At 71.8% G+C, this 13,322-nt stretch carries 15 protein-coding genes; 10 read left to right on the top strand and 5 right to left on the bottom strand.

Translation table 11 applies throughout. From position 1 onward, the window contains the following. Positions 1 to 28 precede the first annotated feature (28 nt). Both ACIQAK_RS20535 and ACIQAK_RS20530 read left to right on the top strand, forming a co-directional pair. A complete protein-coding gene (locus ACIQAK_RS20535) occupies positions 29 to 502 on the top strand; it encodes a DUF5709 domain-containing protein (RefSeq protein WP_366390197.1) in 474 nt (157 codons plus the stop codon). A gap of 54 nt (positions 503 to 556) precedes the next feature. After that, a complete protein-coding gene (locus ACIQAK_RS20530; RefSeq protein WP_366390198.1) occupies positions 557 to 1,225 on the top strand; it encodes an HAD family hydrolase in 669 nt (222 codons plus the stop codon). A 194-nt stretch (positions 1,226 to 1,419) separates the two neighbouring features. On the opposite strand, the gene ACIQAK_RS20525 is transcribed toward ACIQAK_RS20530, so the two are convergent. Beyond that, positions 1,420 to 2,214 carry a VOC family protein gene (locus ACIQAK_RS20525; RefSeq protein WP_401848579.1) on the bottom strand — a complete coding sequence of 265 codons (795 nt, stop codon included), beginning with the start codon at positions 2,212 to 2,214 and terminating at the stop codon, positions 1,420 to 1,422. Positions 2,215 to 2,592: 378 nt separating this feature from the next. Here ACIQAK_RS20525 and ACIQAK_RS20520 point away from each other — a divergent pair, with 378 nt between their 5' ends. Together ACIQAK_RS20520 and ACIQAK_RS20515 are read left to right on the top strand one after the other, a co-directional pair. Beyond that, positions 2,593 to 3,387: a SigB/SigF/SigG family RNA polymerase sigma factor gene (locus ACIQAK_RS20520; protein ID WP_366390200.1), complete on the top strand. Its 795-nt coding sequence runs from the start codon at positions 2,593 to 2,595 to the stop codon at positions 3,385 to 3,387. Positions 3,388 to 3,736: 349 nt separating this feature from the next. Next, the gene (locus tag ACIQAK_RS20515) at positions 3,737 to 4,546 is read left to right on the top strand and encodes an SDR family oxidoreductase (protein WP_366390201.1); all 810 of its coding nucleotides are present in this window, start codon (positions 3,737 to 3,739) and stop codon (positions 4,544 to 4,546) included. Positions 4,547 to 4,670: 124 nt separating this feature from the next. Here the strand turns inward: ACIQAK_RS20515 and ACIQAK_RS20510 are convergent, their stop codons facing one another. Then, a complete protein-coding gene (locus ACIQAK_RS20510) occupies positions 4,671 to 5,717 on the bottom strand; it encodes an NAD-dependent epimerase/dehydratase family protein (RefSeq protein WP_366390202.1) in 1,047 nt (348 codons plus the stop codon). Between the two features lie 36 nt (positions 5,718 to 5,753). Then, positions 5,754 to 6,944, bottom strand: coding sequence for a zinc-dependent alcohol dehydrogenase (locus ACIQAK_RS20505; RefSeq protein ID WP_366390203.1), 1,191 nt, complete (start codon positions 6,942 to 6,944; stop codon positions 5,754 to 5,756). 190 nt (positions 6,945 to 7,134) lie between these two features. Between ACIQAK_RS20505 and ACIQAK_RS20500 the strand changes: the two genes are divergently transcribed. Continuing rightward, a complete protein-coding gene (locus tag ACIQAK_RS20500; protein WP_366390204.1) occupies positions 7,135 to 7,671 on the top strand; it encodes an isochorismatase family cysteine hydrolase in 537 nt (178 codons plus the stop codon). Positions 7,672 to 7,698: 27 nt separating this feature from the next. Here the strand turns inward: ACIQAK_RS20500 and ACIQAK_RS20495 are convergent, their stop codons facing one another. Then, positions 7,699 to 8,505 (bottom strand): SigB/SigF/SigG family RNA polymerase sigma factor, encoded by an 807-nt coding sequence (locus ACIQAK_RS20495; protein WP_366390205.1) that lies wholly within the window; start codon positions 8,503 to 8,505, stop codon positions 7,699 to 7,701. 438 nt (positions 8,506 to 8,943) lie between these two features. After that, positions 8,944 to 9,813, bottom strand: coding sequence for an RNA polymerase sigma factor SigF (locus ACIQAK_RS20490; RefSeq protein WP_366390206.1), 870 nt, complete (start codon positions 9,811 to 9,813; stop codon positions 8,944 to 8,946). A 165-nt stretch (positions 9,814 to 9,978) separates the two neighbouring features. On the opposite strand from ACIQAK_RS20490, the gene ACIQAK_RS20485 reads away from it, so the two are divergent. The 5 genes from ACIQAK_RS20485 to ACIQAK_RS20465 all read left to right on the top strand — a co-directional run bounded on the left by ACIQAK_RS20485 (position 9,979) and on the right by ACIQAK_RS20465 (position 13,235). Beyond that, positions 9,979 to 11,025, top strand: a complete 1,047-nt coding sequence (locus tag ACIQAK_RS20485; RefSeq protein ID WP_366390207.1) for a YihY/virulence factor BrkB family protein — start codon at positions 9,979 to 9,981, stop codon at positions 11,023 to 11,025. Between the two features lie 148 nt (positions 11,026 to 11,173). Beyond that, entirely contained in the window at positions 11,174 to 11,590 is a 417-nt protein-coding gene (locus ACIQAK_RS20480; protein WP_366390208.1) for a phage holin family protein, read from the top strand. Further along, positions 11,587 to 12,108 carry a DUF3618 domain-containing protein gene (locus tag ACIQAK_RS20475; protein WP_366390209.1) on the top strand — a complete coding sequence of 174 codons (522 nt, stop codon included), beginning with the start codon at positions 11,587 to 11,589 and terminating at the stop codon, positions 12,106 to 12,108. The genes ACIQAK_RS20480 and ACIQAK_RS20475 overlap by 4 nt, the downstream gene beginning before the upstream one ends. Then, the gene (locus ACIQAK_RS20470) at positions 12,105 to 12,371 is read left to right on the top strand and encodes a DUF4235 domain-containing protein (RefSeq protein WP_366390210.1); all 267 of its coding nucleotides are present in this window, start codon (positions 12,105 to 12,107) and stop codon (positions 12,369 to 12,371) included. The genes ACIQAK_RS20475 and ACIQAK_RS20470 overlap by 4 nt, the downstream gene beginning before the upstream one ends. Before the next feature lie 255 nt (positions 12,372 to 12,626). Further along, positions 12,627 to 13,235, top strand: a complete 609-nt coding sequence (locus tag ACIQAK_RS20465; RefSeq protein WP_366390211.1) for a GPP34 family phosphoprotein — start codon at positions 12,627 to 12,629, stop codon at positions 13,233 to 13,235. Positions 13,236 to 13,322 lie beyond the last annotated feature (87 nt).

Genomic DNA, 13,322 nt, shown 5'->3' with positions numbered 1-13,322 from the left:
CGGACCAGCCCAACGCAGAGGAGGACGCATGAGCGATCAGGCACGCGGCGACGATGTGTACCAGCCGCAGGACGACGACGGCCAGGAGCCGCCCAACGACGAGCTCGACCTGGAGAACACGCTCGGCGAACGCGATCTGGACGACCAGATGGAAGAGGGCTACTCCCCTCCTGAACGCCCGCTGGGCGTGACCAAGTTCGGCACCACGGGCGCGGAGGAGCGCGAGGGCGAGTCGCTCGACCAGCGCCTCGCCCAGGAGGTCGCGGACGTCGAGGTGCCGGACGGCGACGGCATCGGGGACGTCGCGGAGGGCGAGGGCGAACCGCAGGAACGGATCGACGGCGACGCGCGGGCCGGGCGGCTCACCGCGGCGGACGACCCCACCGGCCGGAACACCGATGTCTTCGCGCAGGACGTCGGGATCGACGGCGGAGCGGCGTCGGCCGAGGAAGCGGCCGTGCACGTGGCCGACGAAGAGGACGGCGGCGGCCGGGGCGCCTGAGGAGCAGGGGGCGGAGTCCGGGGAGCGGCACAGCGGCGAGGGAAACAGGTGCACATGACAGGCGCGGCAATTTTCGACGTGGACGGCACGCTCACCGACACCAACCACCTGCATGTGGTGGCGTGGTGGGAAGCGTTCCGGCAGGCGGGGCACACGGTGCCGATGCCGGACATCCACCGGGCGATCGGTCTGGGCTCCGACGATCTGATCGAGCGGCTGCTCGGATCCGACCGGGACCGTGACCAGGATTCCGCCATCGGCTCCGCGCACACGGTGCTCTACGGGACGTACTTCGACCGCCTCCCCGCCTTCGAGGGCGCGGGTGATCTGCTGCGGACCCTGGCCGGGCGCGACTGGCGCGTCGTCCTCGCCACCTCGGCGAGCGGGCCGGAGCTGGCGGCCCTGCGCCGGGCGGTGGACGCGGACGAGGCCATCCGGTCCACGGCGAGCTCGGACGACGTCGACGAGGGCAAGCCCTCCCCGGAGCCCGTTCAGCTGGCCCTGGAGCTGGCCGGGGTGGATGCCGGGCAGGCGGTGTTCGTGGGGGACTCGGTGTGGGACATGGAGGCGGCGACCCGGGCCGGTGTGCGCTCGGTGGCACTGCTGTCGGGCGGCATCCCGCGGGCCGATCTGGAGGCGGCCGGTGCGGATGTGGTCTTCGGAGACGTCGCGGACCTGCTCGCCCGCCTCGACGACAGCCCGTTCGGGTCCTTGCCGGGCTGAGGACGGGCAGGGCGGGGCGGGCGGCCGGATCGCCGGAGCCACCGGCCCGAGCCCGCCGAGCCACCGGCCCGAGCCCGCCGAGCCACCGGCCCGAGCCCGCCGAGCCACCGGCCCGAGCCCGCTGAGCCACCGGTCCGAGTGCATCGGCCACCGGCCCGAGCGCATCGAGTCGGCCGCCCGCCCGCAGACAGCCGTCACCCACCGCTGCCCGACCCGCCGATGCCCTCGGCCACCGTGAACAGCGCTCCCTCGGGGTCCCGGACGACGTACTCGGATGCCCGTACACCGGGTGCCGGGAAGGTCTCCCCGCCCGCCCGGTCCGCCTGCGCCGCCGCGCGTGAGGCGTCGTCCACCTCGAAGTGGACGATCCACCGCGGCCGGATCCTCGGGTCCGGGGCGCTGCCGACGGCCCCACCGGAGAGTACGGCCATGGGCCGGCCGGCCACGCGGGCCACGACCTGTTCCTCCTCGTACGCCACGTCGATGCCGTCCGGCCCGGGGCGCGGCCAGGAGAAGACCTCGCCGTAGAACAGAGCGGCCTCGAAGGCGTCCCTGGTCCACAGCTCCAGCCACGGCGGGGCGTCCGCGCCGGACGACCAGACGGGCGTGGCGCCCTCCCAGACCCCGAAGACCGCACCGTCCCGGTCGGAGGCGATCGCAGCCCGCCCCTCCCCCACGGCGATCGGGCCGACCGCCACCGTCGCACCCCGCTCGCGGATCCGGTCCACGGTCTCGTCCACGTCGGCGGAGGCGAAGTACGGCGTCCACACCGTCGGGGCGGCCAGGAAGGGGGAGCGGGCCCCGATGCCCGCGACGGGACGCCCGTCGGCCAGCGCCACCGAGAAGCCCTCCCCCAGCGTTCCGGAGTCGTCGAACTTCCAGCCGAGCACGGCGGCGTAGAACGACTGCGCGGCGGACAGGTCGCCCACCAGCAGATTGACCCAGCAGGGTGCGCCTCGTACGGGCGGGGCCTCGGTCGTGGTCGGCATGGTCATCGTCTCCTCGGCGGGGCTCCGGTCCCGGGCTGCGGCCGCGCCGACGACCACATCCGCGCGCGGCCCTCCACGGGGCCGGGGCGTTCGTACAAGGGCGTCTGGGCGGCAGCCCCCTGCCTCCTCCCGGTCCGTCGGGGTGTCCCAGCCGAGGCGGGTACCCATTTCGGCAGCGGCCATACGCCACGATCCATCACACTTTGTTCCGATATCATCACATGAGCACACGGCATTTAGTACGTTTAAAGCCAATCTATCCGGGTATATGCCGTGGGTGCTTCGGACAAGAGGCGCCCGTGGAAGTTCCGGGCTGCGTCCGCCCGAGCCGCGCGTACTCCCACGGTGATCCGTCGTCGCCGCGAAGGAGTGAGTCCCATGCAGTCCGCGCCTCCCCCCGAGCTCCCCACCGACGCCGGCGTCCCGTCGGCTGACAGGGCCTTCCAGGAGCTGAGCCGGCTTCCCCCGGGGCCGGAGCGGGACGCCCTGCGGGGCGAGACGGTCTGTGCCTGGCTGCCGATGGCGTACCGGCTGGCCTCCCGCTTCCGCGACCGGGGTGAGTCGATGGACGATCTGCGCCAGGTGGCGGCCATGGGACTGGTCAAGGCGGTGGACCGCTACGACCCCTCGCGGGGCAAGGCCTTCGAGACGTTCGCCGTACCGACCGTGACGGGCGAACTCAAGCGCCACTTCCGTGATCACACGTGGGACGTCCACGTGCCCCGCCGGGTCCAGGACCTCCGCAACCAGGTCCGGACAGCGCGCCGCGACCTGGTCCAGCCGCTCGGTGGACGCGCCCCCACCTGCGCCGAGATCGCCGCTGCGGCGGGTCTCCCGGAGGAGGACGTCCTGCTCGGCCTGGAGGCCCTGGAGAGCTACAGCGCGCTGTCCCTGGACGCCGAACCGGCGGGCGCCGACGGCGGAGACCCCCTGGCCGACCGGCTGGGCTCCTGCGACCCCGCCCTGGACGTCGCCGTCGACCGTGAGGCCGTCAAGCCCGGGCTGCGCAGGCTGCCCGAGCGCGAGCGGACCATCCTGTACCTGCGGTACTTCCGCGACATGACCCAGGCCGGCATCGCGGAGCTTCTCGGCATCTCCCAGATGCACGTCTCCCGCCTGATCGGCCAGTCCTGCGAGCGCGTGCGCGCCGGAGCGCTGAGGGAAGCCGCGTGAAGGGACGCTTCGCCGGTCCCGCTCCGCGCGTGAGGCGCGCCCGACCGCTACCAGGTGGTGCAGTCCCCCAAGGCCGCCGCCGCGGCCTCATCGCCACGACGTGCGGCGGGTCCTCCACGAACCGGATCGCGGTGAGTGGGCCGCGCTCGGCAGTCCGGTGGCCGCCTGCCAGGCCCTGCTCGACGACCTCACCCCCGACGAGGCTGCCGACAGCGCCTGAGCGGTTCCCTCCGGCGACGGGCGGCGCCGGATGTTTGCCGCCGGGTCACGGTGGTACCCGCCGCGGCGGGCGCCGTCCGGCCCCCGCCGGCCCCATCCCCGTCCCCGTCTCCGTCCCCCAGGAGGACAGATGCCCCCACAGACCCGTCCCGTCGCGCCGGTCGCGCTGGTGACCGGCGCGGATTCGGGGATCGGCCGAGCCGTGGCCGTGAAGCTCGCGCAGCAGGGCATGGACGTGGGCATCACCTACCACAGCGACCGTGCGGGCGGCGAGGGCGCCGCCGAAGAGGTGCGGTCGTCCGGCCGCCGGGCGGCCCTGGCCCGGCTCGACCTCAGCGAACTGCCGGACGCCGCGGATGTGGTGGACGTCCTCGCCGACGAACTGGGCCGTGTCGACGTGCTCGTCAACTGTGCGGGGACCGGGACCGCCACCCGGTTCCTCGACCTGGACCACGCGACGGTCCGGGAGGTGATCGACATGGACCTCATCGGCCCGTTCCTCTGCTCGCAGCGTGCGGCCCGCCGCATGATCGCCCAGGGGGACGGTGGCCGCATCGTGAACATCACCTCGGTGCACGAGCACCAGCCGCGGGTCGGCGCGGCGCCCTACTGCGCGGCCAAGGGAGGCCTCGGTCTGCTGACGCAGGTGATGGCCCTGGAGCTCGCCGAGTACGGCATCACCGTGAACGCGGTGGCCCCCGGTGAGATCGCCACCCCGATGACGGGTCAGGAGGACACCGAGGTGGAAGGCGTGGACCGGCCGGGCATCCCGCTCGGGCGTCCGGGTGACGCGCGGGAGGTCGCCTCGGTCGTCGCGTTCCTGGCCGGGCCGGAGTCGTCGTACACGACCGGCGCGTCATGGGTGGTGGACGGCGGAATGCTGCGCATGGGCCCGCAGGCGGGCTCCCACCTGCACTCCGACGACTGGCGCCGCCCCTGAGCACCCGGCCGGCCGGGTGTCGGCGCGCCCTGGCACATCCGCCGCACGCATCCCCTGCCGTAGCCGGTGATCGGGGGCTTCGAGCGGGAGCTGAACCAGCGGGGCACCGCCCCGCTCGGCGGCCTCAGCCGACCTTCCGGCCGGCCAGCGGCGCGGTCTCCTCGCCGTGGCCCTCCCGCACCCCGCGCAGGAAGGCGGTCAACGCCTCCTCCGCCGTACGGGCCGGCTGCCAGCCCAGCACCTCGTGCGCCCGGGTGGAGTCCAGTACGGGCAACCGCAGCACCGCGTCGAACAGGTGCGGGGAGGCCGGCACGGCATGGGCCCGCCAGGCGCCCGCGAGCGCCGTACGCACCAGCGCCCTGGGCACCCGTACGACGCGGGCGTCGAGCAGCCCGGCCAGCTTGTGCGCGTCGATCACCGGGTCCGCCGCCAGGTTGAAGGGGCCGCGTACGTCGTTGAGCACGGCCAGTCGGTACGCCTCGGCGGCGTCGTCGGTGTGGAGCACCTGGAACCGCAGCCCTTCCAGGTCGGGTACGAAGGGCAGCAGATCGGGGCGGAGGAGGTTGCCCGGGACATAGCGGCCGGCGAAGATGCGGCGCTGTTCGGGTGCGGCGCTCTCCTTGAAGAGGAAGCCGGGGCGCATCCGGACCACCCGGATCTGCGGGTGACGCAGCTCGAAGGTGTCGAGAACGCGCTCCAGGTAGGCCTTCTCCCGGCAGTACGCCGCGTCCGGCCAGCCGTGCGTTGGCCACTGCTCGTCCACGCCGGGCTCGTCCTTGGGGCCCGGGGAGTAGGCGCCGACCGACGAGGCGTGCACCAGGGCGGGCACCCCGCTCCGCTCCACCGCGCGGAAGACCCGCTGGGAGCCGAGTACGTTGCTCCGCCAGGTGACGACCGGGTCATGGGTGGGCTGGAACCGCCATGCCAGGTGGACGACCGCGTCCGCGCCGTCCAGCAGGCCGGTGAGCCGCTCCTCGCTGTCGTCGCGCGAGAGGTCGACGGTGTCCCACTCCGCCCCCGCGATCTCCAGTGCCGGCCGCCTGCGCGCCAGGCCGAGGACCGAGCCGATCCCGGGGTCCGCCGCCAGCGCGCGGACCACGCTCGTCCCCACGTTGCCGGTGGCCCCGGTGACCACGACCCGCTTGCCGCCGGACCGTCCGGTGGTCTCCATGAAAGCTTCCTCTCTCCGTGCGGTGGACCGTGTCCGTCAGGGGATGAGCAGGGTCTTGATCATGCCGTCGGCCTTCTTCTGGAACGTCTCGTACGCCCGGGGCCCCTCTTCGAGCGGCAGGTGATGGGTGGCGAAGGAGTCCACGCCGAGCGGGTCGCCGTCGACCAGCAGCGGCAGCAGGTCGTCGACCCAGCGCCTGACGTTGGCCTGGCCCATGCGGAGCTGGATCTGCTTGTCGAACATGGTGAGCAGCGGCAGTGGGTCGGCGGAGCCGCCGTAGACACCGGAGATGGAGATGGTGCCGCCCCTGCGCACCAGGTCGATCGCGGTGTGCACAGCGCTGAGGCGGTCGACGCCCGCCGTCTCCATGAGGCGCTGTCCGAGCTTGTCGGGCAGCAGGCCGACCGCCGCGTGGGCGGCCTTGGCGACGGGCGCGCCGTGGGCCTCCATGCCGACGGCGTCGATCACCGCGTCCGTACCACGCCCCTGGGTGAGGTCCCGGACGGCGTCGCCGAGCTCCTTGCCCTTGCCGTACCGGCGCAGGTCGAGGCAGGTGGCACCGTACGCGCTGACCCGGTCGAGGCGTTCGGGGACCAGGTCCACGCCGATGACGAGGCCGGCGCCCCGGTGGAGCGCGATACGGGCGGCCATCGCGCCGATGGGGCCGAGGCCGAGGACGGTGACGCTGCCGCCGGGCGGGATGTCCGCGTACTCCACGGCCTGCCAGGCGGTGGGCAGGACGTCCGACAGGTAGACGAACCGGTCGTCCGACGGGCCGTGCGGGACCTTGATGGGCAGATCGTTCCCGAAGGGCACCCGCAGGTACTCCGCCTGGCCGCCGGGCACCTGCCCGTAGAGCTTGGTGTACCCGAAGAGGGCGGCGCCCGAGCCGCGCTCACGGACCTGGGTGGTCTCGCACTGGGAGTGCAGACCCTGTCCGCACATGTAGCAGTGGCCGCAGGAGACGTTGAAGGGGACGACCACCCGGTCCCCCGGGGCGAGGGCGGTCACCTCGGGTCCCACTTCCTCCACGATGCCCATCGGTTCGTGGCCGAGGATGTCGCCGGGGTCGAGGAAGGGGCCGAGCACCTCGTAGAGATGCAGGTCCGAGCCGCAGATCCCGGTGGAGGTGATCTTGACGATGATGTCCGTCGGGTCCTGGATCCGCGGGTCCGGAACGGTCTCCACCCGGACGTCCCGCTTCCCCTGATAGGTCAATGCGCGCACGGTTCCACCTTCTGTTCTCGCGTCGGCGTCTCGTTCGGGCGTCCACGGAATTCGCCCGGGTGATCTACCCGGATGCTTTCCCAGGTGATTCCCGGGTGATTTCCGGATGGTGAACGAGTGCCGAGTTCCCACGATGCCTCAGGCGAAACACCGGGTGTGCGGCCACGGGGTGCGGTGGGAGGATGGCGGCATGGGAAACAGCGCTCTCATCGTCATCGACATGATCAACGCGTACGACCACCTCGACGCCGAGCTGCTCGCTCCCTCCGTCCGCACCGCCCTTCCGCAGCTCACCCGTCTGATCGACCGCGCTCGCACGGAAGGCGTCCCGGTCATCTACGTGAACGACAACTTCGGTGAATGGCGCTCCCACCACGGGGAGATCATCGAGAAGACGCTCGCCGGGAAGAACGCGGAACTCGTCGAACCCGTGCTGCCGGACGACGATTCACTCTTCGTCGTCAAAGCACGGCATTCCATCTTCTATGAGACGCCGCTCAGCTATCTGCTCGCCCAGCTGGGCGTGGACCACATCGTGCTCTGCGGCCAGGTGACGGAACAGTGTGTTCTGTATTCGGCGCTCGACGCGCATATCCGGCGCTTGCGCGTCACCGTGCCCGAGGACGCCGTCGCCCATATCCACGAGGATCTCGCCGAGGCCGCGCTGCGCATGATGGAGCGCAACATGAGCGCCTCGATCGGCAAGGCGGAGACCGTGGTGTTCTGAGACGCGGGCCGTGGGAGGGCCGGCCTGTCACATCGGCTGGGCGGCCCGGAGGGCGCCCTGCTCCGTGGGGTGTTCCCGGGCGCTCTCGCGGATACGGCGGCAGGACTCGGTGATCAGCCGGGAGACATGCATCTGCGAGAGGCCCAGTTCGGCGGCGATGGCGCTCTGGGTCATGCCGGCGAAGAACCGCAGATAGAGCACCCGCTTCTCACGCTCGGCGAGCCGGTGGATCCCGGGTTTCGCCGCCTCGCGGTCGAGCACCAGGTCGTACGCCGCGTCCACGGCTCCCAGCCGGTCGGCGAGGAGCAGCTCACCGCCGTCGGCCGCGGTCTCGGCGTCGATGGAGAGGGCGCTGAAGCCGTGCAGCGCCTCGCTCCCCTGCCGTACGTCCTCCTCGCTCAGCCCGGTGTGCTCGGCGATCCGGGCGAGCGAGGGCGGGGCGCCCGAGGCGGCCAGTTCGGCGCGGGCGAGGCGGACGACGTTGCGGAGGTTCTGGACGCGGCGGGGGACGTGCACCGACCACATGCGGTCCCGGAAGTGCCGTTTGATCTCCCCTGTGATGGTGGGCACCGCGAAGGGCGCGAAGGCGCGGCTGATCGCGGGGTCGTAGCGGTCGACGGCGTTGACGAGCCCGATCGCCGCGACCTGCCGCAGGTCCTCCAGCGTTTCGCCGCGGTTGCGGTAGCGGGCGGCCAGGCGGTGGGCCATGGGCAGCCAGGCGCAGATGACCTCCGCGCGCAGCCGCTCCCTGGCGGGCCCGGCCGGCAGCTCCAGGAGACGGCGGAAGTGCTCTGCCGTGTCGGGGTCGTCGGCGTACCGGCTTTCCTCGGCCATGGGGGCAGCTCAACTCCTCGCCGTACAAGATCGCCGTCGCCGGGAGGGTGGTTCCCGGGAGCGAGCCGTACGTCAGTGAGCACGACCCGCACGGCATCCGTCTCCGGGGCGCACCTCAGCTCCGAAGCGCCCTCGTGGCCTTGCCACGCCCGGGCGCCCGTGAAAACCGAGGGGCGGCGCATTCACCCGAGCGGCCGACCGCCGCTCTTTCCGTCCCCGACGGCCCTCCCGAACGCGCCGAACCGCCGGGCGACGGGTGACCGGTTGCGGATCCATCGCACGGCGGAAGGCGCTCGCGGGTCACCGACGAAGAGGACCTCCGTCGGCAGCAGCGGCTTCTCCCGCGTACCGATGGAGGTCCCCTGACGGGCCCCGCAGCTGACATGCCGGCCGCGGAACCGTGCCCGCGGCTCAGGGCCGCGGAACCGTGCCCGCGGCTCAGTTCTGGGTGAGCATGCCCGCCCGCAGCGTGGCGAGGAGGCGGGAGAGCAGCCGGGAGACGTGCATCTGGGAGATCCCGAGGTGCTCGCCGATCTGAGCCTGGGTCATCTCCTGGCCGAAGCGCATCCGGACGATCTCACGGTCGCGCTCCTCCAGGGTCTCCAGCAGCGGAGCCAGGGCGTGGAGGTTCTCGACCAGTTCCATGCCGGGGTCGCAGTCGCCGGTGATGTCGGCGTAGCTGGTGCTGTCGGAGCCGCCCTGCTCGGTTCCGCCGAGCGGCAGATCGATGGAGCCCGCGGTGTAGCCGTTGGAGGCGATGAGGCCGTCGATGACCTCTTCCTCGGTGATGTCCAGGTGCGTTGCGAGTTCGGCGACGCCGGGATCGCGGCCCAGGGTGGTGGTGAGCTGCTCCTTGGCCTTGGCCAGGGTGACGCGCAGCTCCTGCAGGCGCCGGGGGACGTGGACGGACCAGGTGGAGTCGCGGAAGAAGCGCTTGATCTCCCCGACGATGTAGGGAATCGCGAAGGAGGTGAACTCGACCTCGCGCGACAGCTCGAAGCGGTCGATCGCCTTGATCAGGCCGATGGTGCCGACCTGGATGATGTCCTCCATCTGGCCGTCGCCGCGGTTGCGGTACCGCTTCGCCGCGAACTGCACCAGGGACAGGTTCATCTCGATGAGGGTGTTGCGCGCGTACTGGTACTCGTGGGTGCCCTCTTCGAGGACCTGCAGCTGCGCGAAGAAGAGCGCGCCCATCGCGCGGGCGTCCTTCGGGGCGACCTTCTGCGGATCGGCGATCTGCGGGAGGGACACGGGTGCGGCGGTTCGGCTCGGAGCCTTCGTCGTGGCCTCCATGGATATCGACATTGCGAACCTTCCCCTGCCCCAGATGCTGCCGCGGAGTCCCGCCTGCATGTGGCAGCGCCTACCCCGGTCGGAGCGGACCACACCTGCCGCGGCGGTATCACTTGGAAGTCGATGAGACCGGTGCCCGGCGGACATGAGTGGCGCCGCCGGGGAAACCCGCTGGGTATGACAGACACACCGAAGCCGGGACCCGGCAGTGAACACGAACGCGGGAACACGGACCGCGACAACCAAGTGGGCCCCGACGCGCAGGTGGAGGAGCGGGCACCGGACCAGCTGACCCAGCTGCCGCGGCGGTCCTGGACGGCGGTGCTGCGCGGCACCGTGAAGGAATTCAAGGACGACGAACTCCCGGACCGGGCCGCCTCGCTGACGTACTACGGGGTGTTGGCCCTGTTCCCGGCCCTGTTGGTGCTGGTGTCCCTGCTGGGTGTCGCCGGGGAGTCGGCCACCAAGCAGGTCCTGGAGAATCTGCAGAAGCTGACGCCCGGTTCCGCCCGGGACGTGCTCAGCGACGCGGTGGAGCAGCTCCAGGGCAACTCCGGCGTCGGGTCGTTCATGGCGATCGCGGGTCTGGCCGTCGCGGTGTGGTCGGCCTCCGGTTACGTCGCCGCGTTCATCCGCATCTCGAACGTCGTCTACGAGATGCCCGAGGGCCGGCCGATGTGGAAGATCCTGCCGCTGCGTCTGGCCCTGACCGTGACGCTGATGGTGCTCGCGTGTGCCAGCGCCCTCATCGTGGTCTTCTCCGGCGGTCTGGCACAGCAGGCGGGCACCGCCCTCGGGGTCGGGGACAGCGCCCTGACCCTGTGGTCGATCGCGAAGTGGCCGGTCCTGGTCCTGCTCGTCACCATCATGATCGCGGTCCTGTACTGGGCCGCCCCGAACGCCAAGGGCCGCGGGTTCAAGTGGGTGACCCCGGGCAGCTTCCTGGCCCTGGTGATCTGGATGCTCGCCTCGGCGGGCTTCGCGTTCTACGTCGCCAACTTCGCCTCGTACAACAAGACCTACGGCACCCTCGCCGGCGTGATCGTCTTCCTGGTGTGGCTGTGGATCACCAACCTGGCGATCCTGCTGGGGCTGGAGTTCGACGCGGAGATGGTCCGTCAGCGCGCGATCGCGGGCGGACTGCCCGAGGACGAGGAGCCGTACGTGGAGCCCCGTGACACCCGCGCCTGGAGCGAGGAGGACCGCCTCCGCGTGGAGCAGTGAGCGGCACCTGACCGAAGGACGGGTGCGGGCGCGGTTGCTGGGTAGCCGGACGACAACGGCGCACACATCCGGATGCGGAGGTTCCGTCGCGGCGGCCCACTTCCACGTGATGATTCCGACCGATCGAGAAGAGCTAGGTGACCTCATCATGAGCACAGCAGGACGGCAGGCCCCCGCCACCGGCGACGAGCCGGTGGGGGTTCTCATCTCGCGTGCCTCGCAGCAGATCTCGGAACTGGTACGCGAGGAAATGCAGCTGGCACGTTCGGAGATGACGCAAAAGGGCAAGCGCTTCGGGAAGGGCGGCGGCCTGTTCGGCGCCGCGGGTCTCGTCGGCATCCTGGCGGCCCAGGCCCTGGTGGCGACCTGCATCGCCGCGTTCGCGCTGGTGCTGCCCCTGTGGGCAGCGGCCCTCATCGTCACGGCGGTGCTGGCGGCGGTGGCCGGCGTGGCCGCCCTGGCCGGGAAGAAGCAGATCGCCCTGGCGGGAACCCCCGCCCCCGAACAGACCATCGACAGCGTCAAGGCCGATCTGGCCGAGGTCAAGGAGAAGGCTCACCGATGAACGACGAATCACAGAACAAGATGGGCACCCCCACCCCGGAGGAACTGCGCGAGCAGGTCGAGCGGACGCGCGACGAACTCGGTCAGACCGTCGAGGCGCTGGCGGGCAAGGCCGACGTCAAGGCCCAGGCGAAGGCGAAGACCGCCGCGGTGAAGGAACAGGCCGCGGAGAAGGCGGCCGTGGTGAGGGAGCAGGCCGCGGAGAAGACCGCCGCGGTGAGGGAGCAGGCCGCTTCGGCCTCCGAACAGATCCGTGAGAAGACGGCACAGGCCGCACAGCTGGTGAAGGACAGGACTCCGGACGCCGTGCAGGAGAAGACGGCGCAGGCTGCCGCACAGGTGCGTGAGAGTGCGACCAGGGCAGGGCAGTACGCGGCGGACCGGACGCCCGACCCGCTGCTGGAGAAGGCGAGCCAGGCCGCGACGGCCGCACGCGCCAACCGCACCCCGCTCATCGCGGGCGGTGCGCTGCTGATCGCCTTCCTGCTGGTCCGTCGCAGCCGCGGGCGCAACCGATGAAGGGCTCCAAGATCGCCTTCAAGCCGGTGGGTCTGGCCCTGGGCGCGCTCAGCGGCATGATCGCGGGCGCCGCGTTCAAGCAGACGTGGAAGCTCATCGAAGGTGAGGGCGACGCCCCCGATGCCCTGGATGAGGACCGCCCGTGGAAGCAGATCCTGCTCGCCGCCGCTGTCCAAGGCGCGATCTTCGCCGTGGTCAAGGCCACGGTCGAGCGCTCGGGCGCCCAGGCGACCCGGCGCGTGACGGGCCGCTGGCCGGGCTGAGCCGCCGCGGTGCCGGCCCTTCCCGCAGGGGCCGGCACCGCCCGGCAGGACGGGTCGTGGCCCGGATCAGGCGCTGACCGTCCGGCGGGGCACCACGCCGGTGGCGTGGAACCCGGCCCTGTGACAGGACTGCGGCCGTCCGGGCGGAGATGATGGTGAGCGTGGCAGTCACCCCGCCGTAGCACCGGCTCCGCATGCGGACCGGGCCGAGGGGGAAGGACGCACCTGTGTCGAAGTCTCCGAGGGGAGCCGTTCATGACCACGGCGAAGGACCTGTTCATCATCGCCATGGACCCCCGGCCCGGGCATCCGGTGGGACAGGGCGACCTGTCGCTCGCCCTCGCCGGGGCCGAGCTGATCGATCTCATCGGTGCGGGGGCCGTCACCGTGGACGGCGACCGCATCGTGCCGGGCGACGACCTGCCGACGCCGGCCGATCGGCTCCTCGACGAGGCGGCGGCACGGCTCACCCGGCAGGCGCCCCATGAGCGGATCGAGGACTGGCTGTGGCGCCGGGGCGAGGACCTCTCGGCCGCGTACCAGAACGCGCTGGAGGAGAGCGGTGAGCTGACGCGGAAGCGGGGCGGCCGGCTGTCCCTCGGTTCGGAACGTGTGGAGCCCGCCGATACGCCCGCCCGCCGCGGGGCAGCCGACTGCTGGGCGGAGAGGGAACCCGTCCTGGCCACCCTCGCCTCGGTCGTAGGCCTCGACGGGGAACGCCCCGACGACGAGCCCGGCCCCGACGACGAGGCGGTGACGACCGTGGTGGCCGCCGTCCATGACGCGGTGATGGAGTTGGAGTCCGTACGTCAGAGGCGGACCATCGAGAACGCCGCCTTCGCCAACCTCTGGCGTGGCCCCTGAGCCGCATCCGGGGCCGGCACGCCATGTCGCGGCGCGGGCCGGGCGCCCGTGCCGCCCTCGCATTCCGTCACCGGGCCTATGACCCAG

The organism is Streptomyces sp. NPDC088706 (assembly GCF_044752765.1).
Taxonomy (GTDB): Bacteria; Actinomycetota; Actinomycetes; order Streptomycetales; family Streptomycetaceae; genus Streptomyces.
This window is presented reverse-complemented; position numbering and strand designations above follow the sequence as displayed.

What these genes read in the sequence shown, in the direction of transcription:
- ACIQAK_RS20480 (WP_366390208.1), top strand. Translation starts at nt 11,174, where the DNA reads ATGAGCACAGCAGGACGGCAGGCCCCCGCCACCGGCGACGAGCCGGTG.
- ACIQAK_RS20500 (WP_366390204.1), top strand. Translation starts at nt 7,135, where the DNA reads ATGGGAAACAGCGCTCTCATCGTCATCGACATGATCAACGCGTACGAC.
- ACIQAK_RS20525 (WP_401848579.1), bottom strand. Translation starts at nt 2,214, where the DNA reads ATGCCGACCACGACCGAGGCCCCGCCCGTACGAGGCGCACCCTGCTGG.
- ACIQAK_RS20535 (WP_366390197.1), top strand. Translation starts at nt 29, where the DNA reads ATGAGCGATCAGGCACGCGGCGACGATGTGTACCAGCCGCAGGACGAC.
- ACIQAK_RS20465 (WP_366390211.1), top strand. Translation starts at nt 12,627, where the DNA reads ATGACCACGGCGAAGGACCTGTTCATCATCGCCATGGACCCCCGGCCC.
- ACIQAK_RS20510 (WP_366390202.1), bottom strand. Translation starts at nt 5,717, where the DNA reads ATGGAGACCACCGGACGGTCCGGCGGCAAGCGGGTCGTGGTCACCGGG.
- ACIQAK_RS20515 (WP_366390201.1), top strand. Translation starts at nt 3,737, where the DNA reads ATGCCCCCACAGACCCGTCCCGTCGCGCCGGTCGCGCTGGTGACCGGC.
- ACIQAK_RS20490 (WP_366390206.1), bottom strand. Translation starts at nt 9,813, where the DNA reads ATGTCGATATCCATGGAGGCCACGACGAAGGCTCCGAGCCGAACCGCC.
- ACIQAK_RS20495 (WP_366390205.1), bottom strand. Translation starts at nt 8,505, where the DNA reads ATGGCCGAGGAAAGCCGGTACGCCGACGACCCCGACACGGCAGAGCAC.
- ACIQAK_RS20475 (WP_366390209.1), top strand. Translation starts at nt 11,587, where the DNA reads ATGAACGACGAATCACAGAACAAGATGGGCACCCCCACCCCGGAGGAA.
- ACIQAK_RS20485 (WP_366390207.1), top strand. Translation starts at nt 9,979, where the DNA reads ATGACAGACACACCGAAGCCGGGACCCGGCAGTGAACACGAACGCGGG.
- ACIQAK_RS20520 (WP_366390200.1), top strand. Translation starts at nt 2,593, where the DNA reads ATGCAGTCCGCGCCTCCCCCCGAGCTCCCCACCGACGCCGGCGTCCCG.
- ACIQAK_RS20470 (WP_366390210.1), top strand. Translation starts at nt 12,105, where the DNA reads ATGAAGGGCTCCAAGATCGCCTTCAAGCCGGTGGGTCTGGCCCTGGGC.
- ACIQAK_RS20530 (WP_366390198.1), top strand. Translation starts at nt 557, where the DNA reads ATGACAGGCGCGGCAATTTTCGACGTGGACGGCACGCTCACCGACACC.